Genomic DNA, 22396 nt, shown 5'->3' on the forward strand with positions numbered 1-22396 from the left:
CACTAAGCCTGCTTCCTAACGTGATGCAACTTGGCCGATGGTGGGGCCGGGCGCTAAGCGCGGACGGTGGCAGTATCGCTACCCGTTCCGGCGAGCTGCGGCTGCCACCAGTCTGGACCCCTGAGATAGTGGCTGGCCGTGAAGCCCGCAGCCTGGTCATTACCCATTTGAGGGCGATCAGGGGAGTGTGCGGAACCGGGTCCGCTGTTGCGGAATTCGTGGAACCGGGCCTCACGCCATGAGAATCCGCTCATATCGGTCCAGGGGGATTCCTTGATATGCGCTCCGAGGTGACTGTTCCGAACAAGCATCTGGGCGACGGCGGTTGGGTCACCGCTCGGATGCCACGGTCGCCCCAGATGAACAGTGCGGCGAGCGGCGCGGGATTCGAAACGGCATTCATCAAAAAGGTAGCCGTAGTGGAACCCCTGATTGATGCTTCCTGCCGTGACGTATCCGTTGTTGGACGAGGAGCCCCTGTCCAAGGACTCAATGGAGCAACGCTGGAACACGGCGGTTGCCCGTCCGAAGATGAAGTCGACGTCTCCTTCGACATGCGTATTGATGAAGAACTGGCGCGACACTGTTTGGGCATTCGGGGTGTTGACGAGAAGCGAGTCCTGATTGCCCAGGATGCGCACGTTCTCGAAAACACAGCGGTCGCCTGTCACATGCAGAGCTACCGCCTGGCGGTTACGGATGTGCTCGTTCGCCGCCTCATCGAAATCGTTGCTGAAGGTGAGATTCCTGGCATGAAAGTCAGCGCCGTCAAGTCGTGTCGAGGCGCTTCCACTCGTCCCGTACGGCCCGGACCCGTCCGGCTTCATGGTGCCGGAAGCGTTGTCGTAGACAAGAACGACGTCGGCAGCGGACGCTCCCGTCCCGACGAAACTCACGCGGGTCTTGGCGCGCGGGACGAGGATCAGCTCCCGGTATTGGCCGGGCGCGATATGGATCTCGTGACGCGTCTGCGCGGAGTCCGGCACAGCGTTTACTGCGGCCTGCACGCTCTGGAACTTCCGCCCGGGGCCCACTTCAAGAACCACCGGCTTGTCCACGGGACGTTCACCCGGCCAGAACATACCTGTCAGGAGGCTCTCGGCAGGTAGTTCCATAGTCCGGGGGTTCTGGGGAGCAAGGTCGAGCTCCTGAAGCCCGCGGGCAACCAGGTGCGCGACGGCAAGCGCGCCTTCAGCCCGGAAGTGCGTGTTGTCCTGCACCCCGGACGGATACTGCGGGAACTCGCCCGGTGACGTGTACAGGAACATGCGGGTGGTGGCTTCGGGGCCCAGCTGTTGCCAGAGTTCAAGTGAAGAGAGCGTCAGGTCGATCAGCGGTGTCTTGGTCGCCGCTGCCAGTTCCCGCATCGCCGCCGGATACTCGCCGTGCGACTCGCGTGCATTGCCTTGACTGTCGAAGCGCCGCCGCTCGACGGGAGTGACAAGAACTGGTTGTGCTCCCGCCGCCCGGGCGCCGCGGATGAAGCCGGCGAGGTATTCCTTATAGGTGGTTTGCGGGTGTGTTCCGCGAGCGGGGTCCGATGTCTTCTCGTCATTATGGCCGAAGGAAATCAGAAGACAGTCTCCTGGGCGCAGCATGGTCAGGCTTTCCGCGGTGAGCCCGGAGTCTGTGAAGCTCTTCGACGATGCACCGGACAGGGCACGATTGACCACCCGTGTGCCTGAATTCAGGGCGAGCGGGAGCGCTTGTCCCCAGCCTGCCCTCGGCAATTCCCGGTGGGCGTAGGTGGACGCAGTCGAATCTCCCACTACGTAGAGGGTGGGTTGACCTGTGCCGCCGGTACTATCCGGCGTCGCGGCCACGCCGGGGGAAGCCGCACCCAATGCCATAAATCCGGCAGTACCGGCGATTCCGGTCAGTACTGTTCTGCGGTTGATGTGTCGTTCGGGGATCACCGGCGATCTCCCGCCGTGAATACGGGTCCAACGTTGCCCTTGAGAATCGAGGGAACCGCCTGAGCCGGATGAACCTGTGTGCGAAGTACCGGCCGCCATGAGGTGTCCTCCGCCAGTTGTTTGTCCGCGGGTGCGCTGGCGTTATAGGCGGCGCGGAGATCGACGACGTGCCGATTGACTGTGTTGTCGATCGTGGTGATTGCCGTTCCCTTCCAGTGCGCAATGATCTCCGAAGGGTCGACTTCCGGGGTGAGCGTGAAGGCGTTGGCCTCCGCCCAGATGTGGGACTCCACGCCGGCACCCAGGCTGTATTGGTAAGGAACCCTGGACTGCTCGTTGGTGACGAAGTGGTTGTTGTAGACGTCAACCTGCCCGTAGCGCACGCGCGGCGCGCGCTGCCCGACGTTCACGAACTCGTTGTGGTGCAGAGTTATCCGCAGCTTGCCGGGGTCTCCACGGCCGGGTGAGTCTGTGGATCCGATCAGCATCAGCTTGTCCCGGTCAGCAAAACGGTTATAGGAGATGGTGATCAGGTCGGAACCGTTGGTGACGTCGATAGCGCCGTCGTGTTGCTGGTAGGGCCGCCCGAAGTACTCGGGTGCCTCGTCGTCGAAGTAGGGATCATCGGTGTAGTGGTTGTGGTCCATCCAGACATTCGTGGACCCGTTGATGATTTGCACCATGTCGTATTCGCTGTTCCAGTTCCCGGAACTGCCGTCGGTGGGATCCCACTGCGGGAAACAGTCAATGACTCCCTTGTGGTGAAGGTTCCGCACTATGACGTTGTTCGCACGATTGATGCGCAGCGACAGTCCGTTGAGGGTTGCATCCGGAGAGGCGCCCACTATGGTGGTGTTGCTCGGCACATCGAGGAGAATCGTTGCCCTCTGCTTTTGGGCTGCACGGTTTCGGGCTTCCTCCTGCCCACCCTCGGGCTCCCGGTCCCACCCCCAGGTGGCCGGATCGTATGCCTCAAGGTATGCATCGAGCGAGTAGCCGGTGCCCGAAGCGTACTGGTCGCAGGAGAGCGGATTTCCGGCATCGTCGGCGTTGCCGAGCAGTTCACCGTGGACGCGGATGATCTTGGAATCGTTACCGGCTGCGGCGAAGGCCGCTTTGAGTTCTGCCCGGGATGAGACATCGAAGATACGGTCACCGTCAGCCCCCGCGCCGCCGGTGGTACCCGCACCGTACGAACCCCAGCCGTCATTGGTGGGTAGCGTCTGGTGTTCCAGTGGCGTTGAAGCTGTCTGCGCGGGCGGCGCCGCATGAGATGGAGGTTGGGCGGTAGCGGGGGCGCCGGTTGTTGACACGAGGGTCGCGGCGCAAAGCAGGGTCAGGGCAGGACGAAACAGACTCACTGAGCTTCTCCTCATTGAGATTGAGTGGTGTGTTCGAAAGCTTTCTTGACGGCACCTCGACGAGGGCCGATCCCGGTGCCGCAACCATAGAAAACGTTTTCTCGCATGTCAACCACGCGTGAACGTTTCGCTGTCTAGCGAGTCGCGGGTCCGGTACTCCCGCGCGGCCGGACTTCGGGCTGGAAGGTGGTGTGGGAAGGTTCCGAAGCGGCGTCCCCGAGAAGCCGCCGCATCTCCTGCCACGCCTGCTCGCCGATGTCGTTGATCGGCACGGCAGCCGTGGTGAGGGGTGGGGTGGTGTAGTTCGCAAACGGGATGTCGTCGAACCCGGTTACGGAGATATCCCCCGGCACGTCGACGCCCCGCTCGTGCAGGCCGCTCAGTAGTCCCATGGCAACGAGGTCGTTGAACGCCAGTACGCCGGTCGCTCCGGTTCCGAGAACGGCCTCCGCTGACCCGTGGCCAGCCTCGAAGCTGGATCCGCCGGGGAGTACGGTCAGAGTGACCGCGGGATGATCCGTGCGGAACTTCTCCAGTCCCTGAAGGCGGGCCTGGTTGCCGGCACTCCGCTCGGGGCCCGAGAGGAAGGCAAGGTGGGTGTGACCCAGTTTCACCAGGTGCATCGCGAGATCCTGTATACCTCGTCCGTAGTCGACCACGAGGCTGGGTGTCTGGATGTCCGCCGTCGAGCGGTTGACCAGTACCAGCGGACGCAGGGACGGAGCCAGCGCTTCAAGTTCGGCATCATTCATGCGCGGTGCGCAGAGCACGACGCCGTCGCACCGGCGCCGTGCTTCCCCCGCCAGGATGGACTCCTCACTGGAAACCTCGGAGGAGTCGGCTATCAGGACGCGGTAGCCGTCCTGCGCAGCGGCACGGCTCACCCCGCGGAGCATGCCCTGGAAGGTTGGATTGGCAAGGTCAGGAACGACGACGCCGATCGTGTCTGTCTTGCCCAGCGCCAGGCTGCGTCCCACCGCGTTGGGCTGGTAATTCAACTCGGCAGCCGCTGTGCGGACACGGGCGGCGATGTCCGGATCTACGGAGAAGTTGCCGTTCATGACGCGCGAGACCGAGGCGAGCGAGACTCCTGCCCGCTGTGCGACGTCGGTGATGCCTACCCTGCGGTTGGCGGTTTTCCTTGCCATGGGTTCCTCATGAACTCGGGATCGGCGTGATCACGGTGAATGGTTGACGGGTGAGCCGGTGTATTGATAGAAAGCATATAACGTTTCCAGAAAACGTTTTCTCGCCATCTACGGCGTCGCATCGTTCCTGATGCCGACCAACCAAGGAGCCCCATGAGCACCGCCTCCCACACCCTGTCTGCCGAACCGCAGTCGCAGGATCAGAAGCGCACCCGCGTCGTCCTGATCGGCACCGGGTCCAGGGCCGACATGTACGTCCGTGCAGCACTCGGCGACCATGCTTCCTCAACCGAACTCGTTGCCATCAGTGACACCAATCCCGGCCGTGTCGAGTACTACCTCGCGCTGGCTGCGGAGCTGGCCGGCGGAACAGCGATTGGAAAGTTCGATCCCAAAGACCTGACACAGTTCATCCAGGACAACGGCATAGACCGCGTCATCGTCACCACCCCTGATTACACGCACGCCGACTACATTGTCGAGGCGCTGGAAGCAGGCGCGGACGTCGTCGTCGAGAAACCGTTGACCATCAACGTGGAAGGCTGCCGCCGTATCTGCGACGCCATCGAACGAACGGGCAGGGACGTCGTCGTCACCTTCAACTACCGGTATTCGCCGCGTAACAGCGCGCTGAAGGAGCTCATCCAGAGCGGCGCGATCGGCACTGTCACATCGATTGACTTCAGCTGGATGCTCGACACCGTGCACGGCGCCGACTACTTCCGCCGCTGGCACAGGCGCAAAGAGAACTCCGGCGGCCTGCTGATCCATAAGGCCTCACATCACTTCGACCTGGTCAACTGGTGGATCGACGACGTCCCCGAGCGCGTGTTCGCCAGTGGGGGGCTTCGCTTCTACGGTGACCGTAACGCCGCAGGCCGTGGGCTGACCGACCGCCCGGAGCGCGGCACCACCGACTCCGCCGCCGGGGATCCGTTCGCTCTTGATCTGCGCGAGGACGAGCGATTGAACGCCCTCTACTACGCCAACGAACACCACGACGGCTATCAGCGTGACCAGGACGTCTTCGCACCCGGCATCACGATCGAGGACAACCTCGCCCTGGTGGTGGACTACCGGACCGGGCCCACCCTGAGCTACTCCCTCAATGCACACAGCCCCTGGGAGGGGTACCGGGTCGCGGTGAACGGGACGCTCGGCCGGGTTGAGCTTGAGGTAGTGGAACGCGCCGCTGTCTCGAGCAGCACGGACCAGAAGAACGTCGTCGATCCCAGCGCCACCCCGGTGGAGGAAGAGGACGCCCTCAGGGTGAACGGTGAACGGCTCATTCTCCAGAAGCACTGGGAACGCGCCGTGGAAGTGCCGATCGTGAACGGAGAAGGCGGTCATGGCGGCGGTGATGCGTTGCTGCTCACCGACCTTTTCGAAGGGCCGGGCGAGGACCCGTTGGGCAGGCCGTCCGGTTACCTGGACGGATTGCGCGCCGTGGCGGTCGGCATTGCAGGCAACGCCTCGCTCGATTCCTCACTCCCTGTCCGGATCAGCGAACTCGGCCTGGGCGCAGATCTCGCGGCTGACCGTGATGCGAGCGGTCAGGTGCGCCATGACTGAGCGCTCCCGGACCACAGTCCTGGTCACGGGCGGCTCGGGCAGGCTGGGGCGCAGCGTGGTGACCGGCCTCGCTGACGCAGGGTACGACGTCGTCTCCGTGGACCGCGCGCCGGTTACCAGCGGCGTGTTCCCCGCTCAGATCCGGCAGGAGGCAGTCGACCTGCTGGCCCCCGGCGTTGCCGGGAGCGTGATCGAAAAGCACCGGCCCGACGCCGTCATCCACCTCGCTGCGATCGCTGTACCCTTCAGTGCACCGGAGAGCGTCATCCTCCAGACCAACAGCCAGCTCGCCTTCCAGGTGATGGGTGCGGCGACCGACCTTGGAGTCGGCCGGATCATCACCGCTTCCAGTCCCACAGTGCTCGGGTACGGTTCTCCAGCAGGGTGGATGCCCGAAGCGTTTCCGCTGGATGAACAGACGACCCCGAAACCCTGGAACGCATACGCGCTCTCCAAGCTGCTCGCCGAGCAGACGATGCGGATGTTCGCGGCAGCCCAGGGTGAAAAGATCCGCTACGCCGCATTCCGGCCCTGCTATGTCATCTCGCCCGAGGAATGGGCAGGAGCGCCCACGCAACAGGGGCACACCGTCGTCGAGCGGCTGGACGATCCCGCGTTGTCCGCGCCGGCGATCTTCAATTACGTCGACGCCCGTGATGTCGCAGATTTCCTCGACGTGCTGCTGCAGTCAATGGACCGGATTCCGAACGCCGAAACGTTCTTCGTCGGGGCGGCTGACGCGCTGGCCCGTGAGCCGCTGTCCGAGCTCATTCCCCGCTATCTGCCCGCAGTGGGTGCGCTCGCCGCCGACCTGCATGGAACCAGCCCGGCATTTTCGATTGAAAAGGCCGGCCGCCTGCTCGGGTGGAAGCCGAAACGCAGCTGGCGCACCGAGCTGGCAACCTCGCAGCTCGCGTCAGCTACCCAGGAAGCAAGGTAAGACATGCAGTTCAATGGAGTTCTGTTTTTCCCTGTCACACCGTTCGCGCCATCGGGGACGGTGGACACCTCAAAGCTTCGGGAGCACATTGAGTCCCGCCTCAGCCACAATCCGGGAGGAGTCTTTCCCGCGTGCGGCACGGGTGAGTTCCATGCCCTCGATATCGACGAGATCCGTGCGGTGGTCACCACGGCGGTGAGTGCCGTCAATGGGAAGGTCCCGGTGATTGCCGGTGCCGGCGGGCCGCTCGGCCATGCCCGTGCTGCGGCGAAGGTTGCGGAGGAGGCGGGCGCTGATGCCCTCCTCGTCCTGCCGCCGTACCTCGTCAAGGGGCCCACCGACGGACTGGTGGCGTACGTCGAGGATGTGGCAGCGGCATCAAGTCTGCCCGTCATCATCTATCACCGCGCTAATGGATCATTCACCGCGGACGCCGTTGCCCGCCTGGCGGCCAATCCCAAGGTGATCGGGTTCAAGGACGGTGTGGGGGACGTCGGCCTTGCACAGGAGATTGTGTCCGCCGTCGCAACTACTGGCCGAACTGATTTCCAGTTCTTCAACGGTCTGCTGACCGCCGAGCTCAGCCAGGGCGCCTACCGGGGACTCGGTATCCCGCTCTACTCTTCCGCTGCTTTCGCCATGGCGCCGGATATCGCCACCGCCTACTACCGCGCGTACATTGACAACGATGAGCAGGCCCGGCATCGGTTGCTCGACGGCTTCTATGCGCCGCTGGTGAGGTTGCGCGACCAGACTCCCGGATTCGGTGTCTCGCTGATCAAGGCGGGGCTTCGACTGGACGGGTTCGACGTCGGTTCTGTCCGCCCACCGCTGGTCGATCCGACTGAAAGCCAATTGGTGGAACTCAAGGCCATTCTCACCGCCGGCCGGGAGCTCGTAAGTTCATGACCCCGAAGATCACCGGCCTGTCAGCCCGCCTCATCACAGCGCCCCTGCGGCGCGCGTGGGGGGCGGATGTCCCGGAGAACCACTTCATTGCCACCACCGTGACGACGGACGACGGCGGCACGGGGCACGGCTTCTCCTGGACGCCGACCATCGGGCCCAGAGCAGTTCTGGCGTTGCTGGAGCATGACATCGCGCCGTTTGTGGCGGGGTTGCCGGCCCGCGCCGAGGAGGTATGGGACGCGCTCTGGGTCCGCCTTCATGAGGCCGGCGGAGGAGGTCTCACCACCATCGCAATGGCCGGCGTCGACCTTGCGTTGTGGGACCTGGCGGGGAGGCAGGCAGGTTGTTCCGTGCCGGACCTGCTGGGACGCCGTCGCGAGACGGTGCCGGTGTATGGGTCCGGAGTGAATTTGCACTACTCCCTGGACGAATTGGTCGATCAGACACAACGCTGGGTGGCGGAGGGCAGGCAGGCCGTCAAGGTGAAGGTCGGCAAACCCGACCTGCGCGAGGATGTCGAGCGGATCGCCGCCGTGCGGAACATCATCGGCCCGGACCGCGCGCTCATGATCGATGCCAACCAGCGGTGGGATCTGCCCACCACCCTGCGCGCCCTCGACCGGCTCGGTGAGTACGGCCTGCACTGGCTCGAGGAGCCGATCCGTGCCGATGACCTGTCCGCGTACCGCCGGCTGCGCCGTTCCACGTCCGTGCCGATCGCCCTGGGCGAGAACGTGCACACCATCTACCGGTTCCGCGACTTCATCGAGGCAGATGCCGTCGATATTATCCAGCCGAACATCGTCCGCGTCGGTGGAATCACGCCGTTCCGTCGAATCGTTGAGCTCGCGCGGGCGAACAGCATCGCTGTGGCGCCGCACCTGTTGCCGGAACTGTCCGGTCAGTTGGCGTCCACGCTTGCTGAAACGGCCTGGGTGGAAGCGGTCGACGGCGCCACCCTGGCTGAGCTGGGCATCCTCGACGGGCCGTCGCCCGTCAGGATTACGGAATCCGGGCTGACGGTTACCGGTCAGCCCGGCCTGGGATTGGCGCTCACTTAACTCAATGCTCTTTTGCGTGCCCGTTCTGCTGAGTTGAGGAGCAGGTCCAGCAGGGCAATCAGGTCCTCCAGTGCCGCTGCTGGTTCCTCCCCGGGGAGGCTTCCTCGCCGGGGAGGGTGCCCCGCATCCATCCCGGCCACGATGTCCGCGGCGAGCTTCCAGCGAAGTGCAATGGCGGCGTCGAACCCCAGACGGATTTCCTCAGGCGTGATGTGACCCGCCTCCGCACGAAGGGCTTCGGAGTAACGGTTTACGGCTTCATCGACAATCGGAACCACTACACCGGCCCGGGCATCCCCTCTACGAACTGAGGAAAACAGGAGCGATGCCAGGTCAGCCCCTACGGGACCGGCGCCAATTGATTCCCAGTCAATCAGCACAGTCCGGGAATCCGACCGGAAGAGGTTTGCACCCACCGCGTCGTGATGGCAGAGGGTGTGGGGGAGGGATTCCAGGAAGCTCCGGTAGCGCGCCTGCTCAAGGACGAGGCGTTCGGCTGCGACCAGTCGGTCACCGAGACGCGCTGACGTGGCCGGGCGAGCCTCACGGAGGCTGCGCAGGCCTCGTTCCACGGCTTCAGGCTGGCTATGCCGATCGATCCACCCGGTGAAGTACCACGGCTCAGCGAGTTCCCGTCCTACCCACCGACCGCCCATCTGGCCCAGATCATGGGCGGCGGCGAGGATCGTTTCAGCGTCCAGAGGACGGGTTCCGTCGTGGCCGATTTCCTCCAGCCAGAGCGTCCTGCCGCCCTCGGAGTCGAGCTCGCTTCCGTACAGCCGCGGCGCTGCCACCCCTGGAGCGATGTCATCGAGCACTCCGGATGCGTAGGCATCGAACTCGCGCGCGCCGTTATCCAGCAGGTACGAGGTGGCCAGACCTGGTCCTTCGGTGCGTTTCTCGATCATGGACCACTCAACGCCTGTTCCACCGACCGCCGCTATGCCACGGACCCGGCTTACGCTCCGATGGGCGAGGAACGCGTCGTACTCCAGGGGTGTTCGCTTGATTTCTCCAAGCGCGGTAACGCGGCCGCCGACAGCTTCCGCAACGGCCGACTTCAACAACTCGTTCGGGCCTTCATCCACGTCCCACAGGCTATCTGCTGCCCGTGGGAATAACGAAGAAGGTGCATGCATTTGCATCTATACGCGTCGACCGCAGGGGCCGACCGGGAGCTCCGGAGGATCACCATGACAGCGCACACCACGGGTCTGCACCACGTCACCGCCATCGCGGGCGACCCTCAGGCGAACATCGACTTCTACATCCGCGGTCTGGGGCTGCGCCTCGTGAAGAAAACCGTGAACTTCGACGACCCGTCCACCTATCACCTGTACTACGGCGATGACGCCGGCCGTCCGGGTTCGCTCATGACGTTCTTCCCATGGGGTCAGGTAGCGCCGGGACGCATCGGTGCAGGCCAGTCGACGACGACGGCGTTCTCCGTTCCGGAGGGAAGTCTCGGTTGGTGGCAGAACCACTTTCGTTCCCTCGGCGTGGACTCCTCCATCTCCCGTGCATCGGCGCAGGAGGAGAGACTTTCCCTCCGCGACCCGGACGGCCTCCAACTCGATCTCGTCGCCTCCTCCACCACGGACCCGCGCAACCCCTGGGACTCCTCGTTCGTCCCTGCGGACCACGCCGTGCGCGGTCAGCACTCCTCGGTGCTGACCGTCGCCAACCCGGAGCACACGTTGCGTGTCCTCACCGAGGACCTGGGATTGCGCATCACAGAGGAGACCCCCGGCCGTACCCGCCTGGAAGCCGGCGACGGCGGTGCAGGCAACATCGTTGACGTCGTCGCGGATTCTTCCGGCCAGTATGGGCTGGTCGCCGGCGGCACCGTGCACCACATCGCTTTCCGGGTGCCGGACAAGGCTACTCAGGAACTCTGGCGCCAGGACCTTGTGGAGCGCGGCTTCAGGGTCACGGCCATCCTGGACCGGCAGTACTTCACGTCCATCTACTTCCGCGAACCGGGCGGCGTGCTGTTCGAGATTGCGACCGACACCCCGGGATTCAACGTCGATGAACCTCTGCTCGAACTGGGCCGGTCGTTGAAGCTCCCGCCGTGGCTTGAGCCGTCACGGGAAGACATCGAGGCGTCCGTGGCCCGGATCAAGGTGCCGGAGGACAACAACATCCTCGGTAGCGACGCCGGCTCTGACCTCGAAAGTGCGGTTGGAACGGTCGACGGGACCGTCAATGAGTCAACGGGACAGAACGCATGACGGGCGCGCCGAACGCCGCGGACTGGCCGCACATCTATCGGGAAGGTTCCGCCAACAGCTCTATCCTCCTGATGCTGCACGGGACAGGGTCGAACGAGCAGGACATTGCCCAGCTCGCCGCGGAACTCGACCCGTCCGCCGGTGTGCTCGCTCCGCGTGGCCGAACGCAGGAGAAGGGCATGTTGCGGTGGTTTGCCCGGCGCGGGGAGGGATTGTTCGATGTCGACGACGTCATTCTGCGTGCCGGCGAGCTGGCACAGTTCGTTGGTGAGGCACGGGAGCAGTACGGCCTGGGTGACCGGCAGTTCATCGCCGTCGGATTCTCCAACGGTGCAAACATCGCGCTGGCAACGGCCATGCTCCATGCCGACGTGATCGACCGCGTGATTACGTTCTCCGGGATGTATCCGTTCGGAGACCGCACTACGGAGGGCGATCTGTCCGGCAGCCGGTTCCTCGTGCTCAACGGACGGACGGACCCGATGGCGCCGTTGGAGAGCGTCACCACCGTGGTGCAGGAACTGCGGCGGCAGGGGGCCGACGTCGAACAGGTTCTGAGGGATGGCGGCCACGGGGTCGCCAGTTCGGATCTTAGCGCCGCCGTCGGTTGGCTCAAGCGCCTCTGATTCTAGATCTCGAGGGTCGCCGGACGCATCAGGCCGTTCACCTCGACGGTAGGCCAGCGCTCATCGACGCTGAGTACCCGGACCCCTTCTGCCGTGAGCAGTACGGTGTCCTCAATTTTCACGCCAGGTCCGGACGGGTTCCATGTGAACGCCTGGTTCAGCACCACCTCGTCGTCGGTTGCCGCTGTCACCTTCGGATCCCTGCCCGCATAACCGGCCGGACCGCCCTGGTGATGTAAACGCCACTGCTCGGGACCAAAACCATGCACTGCATAGGAGCGGCGGATGCCGTCGAAAATCGTATCGAGCCGGGCACCGGGCACAGTGGCCGCGAAGATGTCAGCCTCAACCGCGGCGATCCGGACCTCTGCATCGCGTTCTGCAGCCGTTGACCCATCGAACCGCACCCAGCGCGTGACGTTGGCAACCATGCCGCGACGCCGCGCGCAGACAACGGCCATAGCCCGGCGGCCCAGAGGCGCCGCCGTCGGCAGGGGGTGACGGAAAGCCGAGCGCTCGCGGCCATTGCACAACAGGACCAGCGGTTCTGCACCCATGGCGACGATCCGGGCGGACAGCTCCGCAGCGACGTCACGCTCCCTTGTATGCGGCCGCACCGCTGAGAGCACGTCCGTCATGGCCCGCGCCACTTCCCGATTGAGAGCGGCATAGTGCTCCGCCTCGACCGGAAGGAGCTCCTGCCGCGCCATTCGCAGTTCCCGCTGCACGTCTGCCTCAGCCAATGGCTCCGGTACCGCCAGACGGCGCGCCACCTCCAGTACGGACTCATACCAGGGCACGGGATGAACAACGACGCCGGCAGGCAGTTCTTCACGGATCAACCGGTCCGCTTCGTTGTTGGAAGTCACGAGGTGGTCGCGTTCGCGGTCTACGAGCAGAACGGCGACCGGATCACCGGCGAGGCTGATGTGCAGGCGGCTGCCGCCCAGGTACCAGGTCATGACCGTGTTGCTCGTCATCAGCAGCGAGTCGTGGCCGGTTCGGTCGAGGATTTCCATGATCCGCGCGCGCTTGACGGCATGCTCGCCGGTCAGGTCATCAACAGGCTCGGAGAGCGCGTCCCGGCTGGCGACTGGTGTGGTGGTCATGCGTGCCTTTCTTCGGCCGCGAGGGTGCGGACAGTCTCTGGTGGAACGGCGCCGTCGGCGACGAGGATGGTGACGGAGCGAAGAAGCGGGTCCTGTCGGGTGACGCTTACGGGCCGGCCCCAGGCGAGGGAAAGTCCGACTCCCGGATAGCCTGCGGCCCGCACGAACCACGGGTCGCCGGCTGCGTCATTCGGCAGGAAGACGAGCGTGGCCTCCTGACCCTGGAATCGTCCCTGCCAGCACAGCCACTCCGATACTGTGCCGTGGACCCCCTCCTCACCGGAGGCGTCCGCCGTCGTTATGGAGGGGCTTTCGCAGGCGGGCAGGCGCCAGAAGAAGCCGCCGTAACCGCCGCCGATCCGGCCGTTAGAGCCGGGACTGCCGAGAGATACTGCGCCATCAGCCACAGGCGTCAGCGTGAAATCGAGCGTGAGCGCCCAGACCGCTTCGTTCACTGCGCGCCAGCTGATGCGTCGGGCCTCGTGCAGCAGCGCGGTACCGTCGGGCCCGCTCCAGCGCAGGGTCTCCTCCAGGGAGTTTCCACGCCGTGAAAGGGCCGTCCTGGAGATCCGGCCGTGGTCCGGGCGCCAGACATAGCCCGACTCCTTGCGCCGGTAGGTGCGCCCGCCCCACAGATTGACTCCGTCGACGTCCTGGATAGCCACACCGACCCCAAGATGCCAGACGTGGTCCGCAGGGAAATGGTCGCTCACCACAACGCCGCCTCGTGTTGTGATCGGATGCAGATAGGGGCGCGGGGCAAGCATCGGTGAAACGGTCGTGCCCTCGCGGTACGTACCCACGTCCTGGCCGTCCACCGAAAGGGATACAGACGACGACGGTCGCTCCCAGCCCGGGGCCAGCTCCGTAAAGGTCGCCTGGGCGAGGCAGGCCCGCTGCAGCAGGTCCTCAATGCCGCGCACCACTGGATGCGCATCGTCTCCCGAACCCACCCAGGTGATGAAAGAAGGATCGATCGGCTGCGGCGGCGGGGACAACCGGACAGCATCGAGAACCCGCATGAAGGCTCCGGAGGAGGACAGCGGGCTGAGCAGGGGAGTGCCGTGTAGACGGTGGTCCAGCAGATTGTCCAGGAGGTTCGTCCGGTTGAAGTGCTCCGTCGTCGTGCCGTCAGCAGTAGTAACGGCGAGCTCATCTTCGGTGTAGTAGAGCACCGCCGTGCCCTGTGTGCCGTGAAGCGTGACGCTGGGACGCGTCTGCTCCGCGGCACACAGGGTGAGCGCGAGCGTGACAACGGTGCCGGAAGTGCTCCGGACCCGGAGGGTGGACGTGTCATCGCACTCGATGTCGTGGGCCCGGTACAGGTCCGTCTCGACGGTAGCCACGTCGGAGGCTTCCCTTGCACCGGCCACACGAAGGGCGGTTGCAACCGCATGGGCGAGCGGATTGGTGGCCACGCCGTCGACCACGTCCACTCCGTCCAGCGTTCGCTTTCCCGCCCAGCGTGAGCGCGCGAAGTAACCTCGGGTTCGAACCCAGGCTCCCAGCGCACTGACGCCCCGAACCGAGCCCAACGATCCCGATGCCACGAGTTCGTCGAGCCGGTCCAGCGCTGCGGAGCCCAGGCTCTGGAACCCGGTCTGCACGGCTACGCCGGCTTCCTCCGCAGCAGTCAGGAGGGCTTTGTACTGCTCCATTGACGCCACAGGCGGCTTCTCGAGGTAGACGTCCGCGCCGGCCGCTATCGCGGTATGCGCGAGCGGCGCGTGCGCCTGGATGGGGGTGGCTATCACGACGACGTCGGGTGCCACCCCCGACGCGAGCAGGTTCTCCAGCGATGTGAACACCCCTACCTCCGCACCCAGCACCCCGTCAGCCGGCGGGTGCGGGTCAGCCACTGCCACAAGCCGTGCAGCGCCGTCGTTCTCCAGCCGCCGGAGATTGTCCAGGTGCCGGGCACCGTAGCCGTGGACACCCACGAGAGCGACACGGGCGACGGCGGTGGTGTCACCGGCAGCGTGCTCCAACGGGTGCAGTTGGCCGGGTGCGGGGTCGAGCATGTTCACGTTCCGTTCTGCGGATGATCAGCCTGCGCTGATCATCCCTTCGATCTCTGCGGTCATCTTTTCAGTGGCCTGCTCAGGGGTCAGCTTGTCGAACAGCACCTCGGACACGTAGCGCTTGACCATGTCCTGGACACCGCCGGCCCCTACGGGGGAGGGCAGCGGAGGCTCTGCCATGTCGGGACGGATCTCGTCGAGGAAGTCCACAACAGCCTGGTCGTTCTCGTCGAGCTCAGGGGCGATGGCTTCAGCCATGTCAGGGTTGGCAGGAACGCCGCGGTCGACCAACATCTTCTTTGCCGCTTCGGGATTGTTCGCAAGGTAATTGACGAACTCCGCCGCTGCTTCCTGGTCATCCGACTGACTGGAGATCGACCAGTACATGGATGCCTTGTAATACATGCCGTTGTCTGCCGCTGATCCGCTCTCGGACGGCACCCGCAGCATGGTCACATCGCTGCCGCTCGCCGTGCGAAGCGCTGCCAGCTGGTTCGACCAGTACCAACCCATCGCCGCGCGGTTGGTCGCGAAACCACCCGCCTCGAAGGAACCCGACATCTCCTCGGTGTAGCGGGCAGCGCTGGGGCCGCCGCCGTCGCGTACTTCGAGGAGGTGCTCAAACCAGGCCGTGGCGTTCTCAGGGGAGTATCCGACCGTGCCCGGTTCGTCGTCGTTATAGAGGTTTTCACCGTGCTGGCGGAGCCAGATCCTCAGGTCGACATCCTGGGCTCCATAGTCGGTGCCCACGATATCTCCGCCGAGCTTCTCCGTCAGCTCATCCGAGATCCGGTAGTAGTCATCCCAGGTCCAGGTGGAGTCATCCGGGAGCTCCATGCCGGCCTGCTTGAAGAGGTCCTCATTGGCCATGACCACGTAGGCATTCTGGCCGGTGGTCAGCCCGTACAGACCCTCTTCGTAGCGGCCCAGATTCAGGGCATCGTCGTCGAACTTGGAGGTGTCGATGCCCTCGAGGGTGCTCAGATCGGCCAGGGCACCCCGCCCGGCGTACTCCTGGAGGTACTTCTCGTCCATGGTGATGACGTCGGGGGCATCCCGGCCTGCCGTCGTCGTCGCGAGTTTGTCCCAGTAGCCGCTGAAATCGGAGTACTCACCCTCAATGGTGATGTCCTCATTCTCCGACTCGAACAGGTCGATGATTTCCTGGTTCGCCACGTGGCGCGGATCCGAACCCCACCAGGAGAAGCGCAAATTGCCGTCGCCGGCATTGGTGCCGCCGCTGCCGCCATTGCCGCAGGCGCCAAGTGAAACGGTGAGAACGACGGCTGCAGCTGCGGCCGTGAGTGTGCGGGTTGAACGGGAGATCTTCTTCATTGAACCTCGTCCTGTCTGTTGAGTGAATGGATGGTGGTGACCGGATCAGCCCGCGCTGATCATGCCTTCGATTTCGGTGGTCAGCTGTTCGGCTGCCTTCTCCGGGGTGAGGTTGTCGAAGAGGACCTCACCGACGTAGCGCACGATTGTCTCCTGCACGGTTCCCGCTCCGATGGGCGATGGCTTCGGCGAATCCGACACCTCCGGCTCGATCTCCTCAAGGAAGGAGACAACGGTCTTCTGGGCCTCATCCAGCTTCGGCTCGATTGCTGCGGCCATGTCCGGGTTCGCAGGAACACCCCGGTCGACGAGCATCTTTTCGGCGGCAGCCGGGTCATTCGCCAGGAAGTTCACGAAGTCGGCAGCTGCTTCCTGGTCGTCGGACTGGCTGGAGATGGACCAGTACATGGACGCCTTGTAGTACATGCCGTTGTCCTCAGCATTGCCCGACGGTGAAGGGACCCGGAGGATTTGGACATCATCACCGGTGGCCGAGCGCAGCGCGCCGAGCTGATTGGACCAGTACCAGCCCATGGCGGCCTTCTTGGTCGGAAAGTTCTCAGCTTCGAAGGTGCCTGCAGCAGCTTCAGTGAACTGGGCTGCGCTGACGCCGCCGCCGGTGTCACGCACGTTGAGCAGGTGTTCGAACCATGAGACGAGGTTCTCCTGTGAGTATCCGACCGTGCCCGGCTCGTCCTCGTTGTACAGCTCCTCCCCGTTCTGCCGGAGCCAGATGCGCAGGTCGCCGTCCAGCGCGCCGTAATCGGTTCCCTTCACATCGCCCAGCTTCTCGCTGATCTCCGCGGAGATTTTGTAGTAGTCATCCCACGTCCACGTGCTGTCATCCGGGATCTCCACGCCTGCCTCGGCGAAGAGGTCGGCGTTGACCATCACGGAGTAGGCGTTCTGTCCGGTGCTGAGACCGTAGACACCGTCCTCGTAGCGCCCCAGATCCAGCGCGGCTTCGGGGAACTTGGACAGGTCCAGATTCTCGAGTTCCGTGAGGTCGGTCAGCGCTCCGCGGCCCGCATACTCCATGATGTATTTTTCGTCCATGGTGATGACATCGGGCGCATCCCGTCCCGCCGTCGTCGTCGCCAGCTTGTCCCAGTAGCCGGAGAAGTCGGAGAACTCGCCGGCGACGGTGACGCCCTCGTTGTTCGCCTCGTAGATGTCGATGATTTCCTGCGTTGCCTCGTGGCGCGGGTCCGAACCCCACCAGGAGAAGCGCAGGTTGCCGTCACCGGCGGCCTCGCTGCCGCCGCTTCCACAAGCGGCGAGGGAGGCACCGAAGACCAGGGCCATTGAGGCCGCAGTGATCGTGCGGGCAGGGCGGGAGAACTTCCTCATTGAATTTCTTTCCTATCTGTCAGGTGTCTGTCGCGCTCAGGTGTAGAGAGATGCGCTGGTTTGTCAGGACGGTGCGATTATTTGATGCCCGTGGTGGCGATGCCCTTGACCAGGTACTTCTGGCCGAAGAGGAAGACCAGGAAGACCGGAAGGAGGGAAACGATGGACATGGCGAACATCGAGCCCCAGGAGGAGGTGGCGGTGCTGTCCACGAAGGATCGGAGTGCAACCGGCACCGTGTACATCTCGGGGTCGGTCAGGTAGATCAGCTGGCTGAAGAAGTCGTTCCACGTCCAGATGAAGGTGAAGATGGTGGTGGTTGCCAGCGCCGGCACCATCAGCGGAAGGATGATGCGGGTGAAGATCCGCACATGGCCGCAGCCGTCGATACGGGCAGCTTCATCCAGCTCGCGGGGTAGACCGCGGATGAACTGCACCATGAGGAACACGAAGAACGCGTCGGTAGCGAGCAGTTTCGGCAGGACCAGCGGGATGAAGGTGTTCACCCAGCCCAGCTCCGAGAAGATGATGTACTGCGGCACGATGATCACGTGGATCGGCAACATGATGGTCATGAGCATGATGGCAAAGAGCAGGTTGCGACGCCGGAACTTCAGCCGGGCGAAGGCGTAGGCCGCCATGGAGCAGGAGACCAGGTTGCCGATGATCGAGCCGATCACCACGATCATCGAGTTGATCATGTAATGCCCGAACGGCGACTGCAGGGCGTTCCAACCTTCGGTGTAGTTGCTGATCTCGAACGTGGTCAGCCAGAGACCGGCTTCCCGGAAAATCTCGTCATTTGGCCTCAGTGAACTGACGAGCATCCACAGCAGGGGGTAGAGCATGATGATGCCGAAGATGGTGAGCAGAACGTGTTTCAGCAGCCGGCGTCCAGCGCTTCCGTGCAGTTCCTCGTCGCTGCCCTTCTTCCGGCGGACCGGCGGGGTAGCGGGAACCTGCTTCCGCGTGGTTTCGCGGGGCGTATTGGTCTGGGGCGCGATATTAGTCGTCATAGAACACCCACCATTTCGAGGCGATGAAGTTGATGAAGGTGAAGGCCGCGATGATGAGCAACAGCAGCCAGGCCATGGCCGAGGCGTAACCCATGTTGAAGTTGCCGAAGCCCTGTTGGTAGAGGTACAGCGTGAAGAACATCGTCGAGTCGGCGGGGCCGCCCGTGCCGCCCGAGACCACGAAGGCCTGGGTGAAGGACTGGAATGCTCCGATGATCTGCAGCACCAGGTTAAAGAAAATGATCGGTGTCAGCAGCGGCACCGTGATGGTCATGAACTGACGTACCTTGGACGCACCGTCCATGGCCGCAGCCTCGTAGTACATGGTCGGAATCTGGCGCAGTCCGGCGAGGAAAATAACCATCGGTGCGCCGAACGTCCACACGTTGAGCACCATCAGGGTTCCCAGTGCCGTGGACGGGTCGGCGATCCACCCCATGCCCTCGATGCCAACGAGGGCGAGGAGCTGGTTGATCAGGCCGGAGGTGCCGAAGATCTGCCGCCACAGCACTGCGATGGCAACAGAGCCGCCGAGCAGGGACGGTAGATAGTAGACCGAGCGGTAGAAGCTGAGTCCCCGCATGCCGCGGTCCAGGATCAGTGCGAGCGCCAGTGCTGCGATGAGCTGGAGGGGGACGGAGACGAAGACGTAGAGGAAGGTCACCCCGAGCGAGTTCTGAAGGCGGGTGTCCTCGAACATTCGAAGATAGTTGTCCAGTCCGGTCCATTCCGGCGGCTGGAGGAGGTTGTAGTCAGTGAAGGAGAGGTAAAGCGACGCCGCCATCGGCCCGATGGTGATGACCACCAGGCCTACCAACCATGGAGCGAGGAACAGATAGGAGACCCGCTCCTCTTTCTTTTCGGCAGCGGTCAGCTTTCGCTTACTTCCGCGCGGCTCTTTCTTCAGCCGCGACATCTCAGACAGGGCTGACATCGCCGGTCCTTTCCGCACTCGGGCAGGCGGTTTCCAGCGCCGCCGCTCGCGCAAGGTTCGGAAGCTTCATGGGTACCTTCTGTCGGGGTCGTAGGGTGAGCGTTCGAGGTTCGAGAAAACGCTTTCTCGTGACTGCACTCGACCCTAGTGTGTGACGTGCCACACGTCAAGGAAAACGTTTTCTTGAGCGAATCAGCCCGTCATACCGCTTCCGGGCCCAGGGAGCGAAGCCTGCAGGAATGCCGCAGTTTCCCGCAGCATCTCGCCAGTCACCACGTGTCCGCCGTCGTACCAGGTGCCGCTGTAACGATCAGGCGGGACTGAGGCGCGAAGCATTGTATCGGCGTCACGCATTCCCCTCTCCGAAAAGAGGGCATCCTGACGCGCGAACTGCATCAGATACCGGCATGAGCCGTTGATGCCCGTGAGCTCCGGCCAGTCGAACGACGAAGGAAGCCCAGGTGTGGCCAGCAGCCAGGAGTGGGCGTCCATGTGGGAGGGGAAAAGACCCCTGAAGGTGGTCATCATGCAGCACACGACGGCGGCACGAACTTCCTGTGCCAGAGCGGACAGGACCAGCGCCCTCCCGCCACCCCCGGAAAAACCGCCGACGCCGATGCTTCTGCGCTCGACGCCGGGGAGTCTTCGCAAAACATCCAATGCGGCCAGATCCTCGAATGCGATGATTCCCGCGTAACTCGTGCCCAGAAGTCCAGCGGTCTTGGCCAGGGTGTGTTCATGCAGAGCCGCTGCCGCGTTGTACTCCAATGCCGGCGTCCATTGCGCACCTTGTTCGCGCCACAGGGCCCGCTGGGCGGCCATCTGGTCAGCTATTCGGGCGGGCGGAGGATCGAGCTGGAACCTCCGGCTTCCCCAACTGAAGGCATCATGAACGAGAACTGCGAAGCCGGAGCGCGCCAGCTTGTTGGCCACGGCATGTCCCGAGTACAGATTCTGCTGAATTGCTGCGACTTCCGGGGTCCTGCCACTCGCCGAGTCGATCAGCCGCTCCGCCCCGAGCCATTTGTTGCCGCCGTGGCAGTGCAGCCACAGAATGCCCGGCAGCGGGGCCGTCGCGTTCGCTGGTTTGAGGAAATAACCGCGGGTAGGAGGACCGTACGGCAGCTGCCAAACCAGCTCCTCCAGCAGCACTCCCTCAACAACCTGGGAGCTCAGTACCGAGACAGGTGGCGCAGGAAGTGCTGCGGGTACGCCCAATGCGGCGGCTAGTTGCGCGCTTGCCCGGTTGTATCCGCTGCGTTTGGCCAGCCGCTGTACGGCATCGGGCCAATCTTCAAACCCGGCGATGGGGCTCGGCGCGGAGGTCATGGCGTATCAACCGGGAAATCACCCGGCCAGTCCTCCAGCCTGATCCGGTTGATCTGCCGGACTTCCCCGAGGGTGCCCCATTCGTTGCGTCCCAACCGGGACAGCGGCTTGAGCAGATCCACTCGGGGATGATCGCCGTCGAGAACCTGCTCGGAGATCGCGGCGTGTACCACTTCGCCCAGGACGAGCGTGCAGTTCCCCACGGGAATCAGGCTGTGGAGGCGGCATTCCAGCGCCACTGGTGACTCGTGAACCCTGGGTGCGCGCACGAAGGTGCTCGGTTCCCGCCGGAGACCGGCGGCCTCGAACTCGCTGGTCTTCGGGCTGAACGCTGTGCCGGTGGCATTGACTCGCTCGAAGAGGTGCTCAGGGGTGAGATTGACCGTGAACTCACCGGTCGCCCGGACGTTGCGCAGGCTGTCTTTTTCGCCGACGGAGGTGAACTGGATGACCGGTGGGTCGGTGGACGCCACGGTGAAGAATGAGTGCGGAGCGAGATTGTCCACTCCGCTCTCGGACCGGGAAGCGACCCACGCGATGGGGCGAGGTACCACCGTAGCGGTCAGCAGCTTATAGAACGCTGCGGCTGATAGTTGGTCCCGGTAGAAGTCCCTGCGCATCTACCGAGCCTAAGGGGCGGCAGCGACCAGACGCGAAGCACCAAGCCGATTCGGGCCTCTCAGCAGGAAAGTTCACCCACGACTGGCCAGGAGCTCATCGAGGCGCTCGTAGCCTTCGGTCATTCCGGCTTCCATTCCGGACTGCGCCATGCCGTCACGGGCCTCCTGCGAGGGGTACACGGAGTGTCCCACCAGCTTGCAGCGGCCACCGCCGAGGTCCTCGAACCGGAGGAACTCAAGACTCACGACGTCGGGATAGCCATCAAACTCAAAGGTCTGGATGGCGAATTCGTTCTCGCGGACGGTGTGGAAAATGCCGCTGAAGCCGTACGCAACGCCGTCGGGTCCGGTATGGGTGTAGCGGTAACTGCCGCCGGTGCGGAACTCGTAGTGGTCGACCGTGGCGGTGAGGCCCCTCGGGCCGAGCCACTGGAAGATGAGGTCCGGGTCCTTGTGTGCTTCGAAGACGGCCTCTACCGGAAAGTCGAATTCCCGCTCGACGTCGATGAAGGGAAGTTCGGCTGGGACGGAAAGCTTGAGTGGGTTGGTCATCATTAATCCTTGGGTGCGTGGCCGGTCCTGGCCTTGGATTCGAGTAGATCATCGAGTGCGCGGAACTGGCTCTCACGGACAAGCCTGTACTGGTCAATCCACGCGGTGAGCGTCTCCAGCCGTGCCGCATTGAGGTGCACTGGACGACGCTGGGCGTCTCGCGAGCGGGTCACCAGCTCAGCCTGTTCAAGGACCTGTATGTGCCTGGAGACCGCTTGCTTCGTGATGTTGAAGGGTGCGGCCAGTTCGTTGACCGTTGCCGGACCGCGGCTGAGATGCGCAATGATGCTCCGGCGCGCGGGGTCGGCCAGGGCCATGAAGGCCCGGTCCAGCCGGTCTGCGTCCGTCACCATTGTCAACACG

At 63.9% G+C, this 22396-nt stretch carries 20 protein-coding genes; 6 read left to right on the top strand and 14 right to left on the bottom strand.

Annotated features, from left to right (window positions below; all coding sequences use genetic code 11):
- Positions 1-53: 53 nt before the first annotated feature.
- The 3 genes from AC5RU3_RS11005 to AC5RU3_RS11015 all read right to left on the bottom strand — a co-directional run bounded on the left by AC5RU3_RS11005 (position 54) and on the right by AC5RU3_RS11015 (position 4425).
- On the bottom strand, positions 54-1916 hold the full coding sequence (locus tag AC5RU3_RS11005; RefSeq protein ID WP_493965530.1) for a pectinesterase family protein: 1863 nt from the start codon (positions 1914-1916) through the stop codon (positions 54-56).
- On the bottom strand, positions 1913-3277 hold the full coding sequence (locus tag AC5RU3_RS11010) for a pectate lyase family protein (protein WP_309072140.1): 1365 nt from the start codon (positions 3275-3277) through the stop codon (positions 1913-1915). The genes AC5RU3_RS11005 and AC5RU3_RS11010 overlap by 4 nt, the downstream gene beginning before the upstream one ends.
- 134 nt (positions 3278-3411) lie before the next feature.
- Positions 3412-4425, bottom strand: a complete 1014-nt coding sequence (locus AC5RU3_RS11015; protein ID WP_493965531.1) for a LacI family DNA-binding transcriptional regulator — start codon at positions 4423-4425, stop codon at positions 3412-3414.
- A gap of 153 nt (positions 4426-4578) precedes the next feature.
- Here AC5RU3_RS11015 and AC5RU3_RS11020 point away from each other — a divergent pair, with 153 nt between their 5' ends.
- Genes AC5RU3_RS11020 through AC5RU3_RS11035 form a run of 4 tightly spaced genes read left to right on the top strand, consistent with a single transcriptional unit; the run spans position 4579 to position 8907 of the window.
- Positions 4579-5997 (top strand): Gfo/Idh/MocA family protein, encoded by a 1419-nt coding sequence (locus AC5RU3_RS11020; protein WP_493965532.1) that lies wholly within the window; start codon positions 4579-4581, stop codon positions 5995-5997.
- Positions 5990-6937: an NAD-dependent epimerase/dehydratase family protein gene (locus AC5RU3_RS11025; protein ID WP_493965533.1), complete on the top strand. Its 948-nt coding sequence runs from the start codon at positions 5990-5992 to the stop codon at positions 6935-6937. Before AC5RU3_RS11020 ends, AC5RU3_RS11025 begins: the two co-directional genes overlap by 8 nt.
- Positions 6938-6940: 3 nt before the next feature.
- Positions 6941-7846 (top strand): 5-dehydro-4-deoxyglucarate dehydratase, encoded by a 906-nt coding sequence (locus AC5RU3_RS11030; RefSeq protein ID WP_493965534.1) that lies wholly within the window; start codon positions 6941-6943, stop codon positions 7844-7846.
- Entirely contained in the window at positions 7843-8907 is a 1065-nt protein-coding gene (locus AC5RU3_RS11035; RefSeq protein WP_493965535.1) for a mandelate racemase/muconate lactonizing enzyme family protein, read from the top strand. The genes AC5RU3_RS11030 and AC5RU3_RS11035 overlap by 4 nt, the downstream gene beginning before the upstream one ends.
- Here the strand turns inward: AC5RU3_RS11035 and AC5RU3_RS11040 are convergent.
- Complete coding sequence (locus tag AC5RU3_RS11040) at positions 8904-9995, bottom strand: phosphotransferase (protein ID WP_493965536.1); 1092 nt, start codon at positions 9993-9995, stop codon at positions 8904-8906. The genes AC5RU3_RS11035 and AC5RU3_RS11040 overlap by 4 nt on opposite strands.
- Positions 9996-10100: 105 nt before the next feature.
- Between AC5RU3_RS11040 and AC5RU3_RS11045 the strand changes: the two genes are divergently transcribed.
- Together AC5RU3_RS11045 and AC5RU3_RS11050 are read left to right on the top strand one after the other, a co-directional pair.
- Complete coding sequence (locus AC5RU3_RS11045) at positions 10101-11141, top strand: ring-cleaving dioxygenase (RefSeq protein ID WP_309072133.1); 1041 nt, start codon at positions 10101-10103, stop codon at positions 11139-11141.
- Complete coding sequence (locus tag AC5RU3_RS11050) at positions 11138-11767, top strand: alpha/beta hydrolase (protein ID WP_493965537.1); 630 nt, start codon at positions 11138-11140, stop codon at positions 11765-11767. Before AC5RU3_RS11045 ends, AC5RU3_RS11050 begins: the two co-directional genes overlap by 4 nt.
- A gap of 2 nt (positions 11768-11769) precedes the next feature.
- Here AC5RU3_RS11050 and AC5RU3_RS11055 read toward each other — a convergent pair whose 3' ends face one another.
- From AC5RU3_RS11055 to AC5RU3_RS11100, 10 genes are all read right to left on the bottom strand, one after another.
- On the bottom strand, positions 11770-12876 hold the full coding sequence (locus tag AC5RU3_RS11055) for a M24 family metallopeptidase (RefSeq protein WP_375164446.1): 1107 nt from the start codon (positions 12874-12876) through the stop codon (positions 11770-11772).
- On the bottom strand, positions 12873-14897 hold the full coding sequence (locus AC5RU3_RS11060) for a DUF6807 family protein (RefSeq protein ID WP_493965538.1): 2025 nt from the start codon (positions 14895-14897) through the stop codon (positions 12873-12875). The genes AC5RU3_RS11055 and AC5RU3_RS11060 overlap by 4 nt, the downstream gene beginning before the upstream one ends.
- Before the next feature lie 24 nt (positions 14898-14921).
- Entirely contained in the window at positions 14922-16232 is a 1311-nt protein-coding gene (locus tag AC5RU3_RS11065; protein ID WP_493965539.1) for an ABC transporter substrate-binding protein, read from the bottom strand.
- A gap of 45 nt (positions 16233-16277) precedes the next feature.
- Positions 16278-17582, bottom strand: coding sequence for an ABC transporter substrate-binding protein (locus AC5RU3_RS11070; RefSeq protein ID WP_309072474.1), 1305 nt, complete (start codon positions 17580-17582; stop codon positions 16278-16280).
- A gap of 77 nt (positions 17583-17659) precedes the next feature.
- Positions 17660-18598 (bottom strand): carbohydrate ABC transporter permease, encoded by a 939-nt coding sequence (locus AC5RU3_RS11075; RefSeq protein WP_493965540.1) that lies wholly within the window; start codon positions 18596-18598, stop codon positions 17660-17662.
- Complete coding sequence (locus AC5RU3_RS11080; protein WP_309072477.1) at positions 18588-19532, bottom strand: carbohydrate ABC transporter permease; 945 nt, start codon at positions 19530-19532, stop codon at positions 18588-18590. The genes AC5RU3_RS11075 and AC5RU3_RS11080 overlap by 11 nt, the downstream gene beginning before the upstream one ends.
- Positions 19533-19724: 192 nt before the next feature.
- A complete protein-coding gene (locus AC5RU3_RS11085; RefSeq protein ID WP_493965541.1) occupies positions 19725-20861 on the bottom strand; it encodes an acetylesterase in 1137 nt (378 codons plus the stop codon).
- Positions 20858-21481: a flavin reductase family protein gene (locus AC5RU3_RS11090; RefSeq protein ID WP_493965542.1), complete on the bottom strand. Its 624-nt coding sequence runs from the start codon at positions 21479-21481 to the stop codon at positions 20858-20860. The genes AC5RU3_RS11085 and AC5RU3_RS11090 overlap by 4 nt, the downstream gene beginning before the upstream one ends.
- Positions 21482-21553: 72 nt before the next feature.
- On the bottom strand, positions 21554-22033 hold the full coding sequence (locus AC5RU3_RS11095; RefSeq protein WP_309071793.1) for an SRPBCC family protein: 480 nt from the start codon (positions 22031-22033) through the stop codon (positions 21554-21556).
- Between the two features lie 2 nt (positions 22034-22035).
- The gene (locus AC5RU3_RS11100; protein ID WP_458115815.1) at positions 22036-22386 is read right to left on the bottom strand and encodes an ArsR/SmtB family transcription factor; all 351 of its coding nucleotides are present in this window, start codon (positions 22384-22386) and stop codon (positions 22036-22038) included.
- Between the last annotated feature and the right edge of the window lie 10 nt (positions 22387-22396).

The sequence above is a fragment of the Arthrobacter sp. MDB1-55 genome, assembly GCF_059092925.1.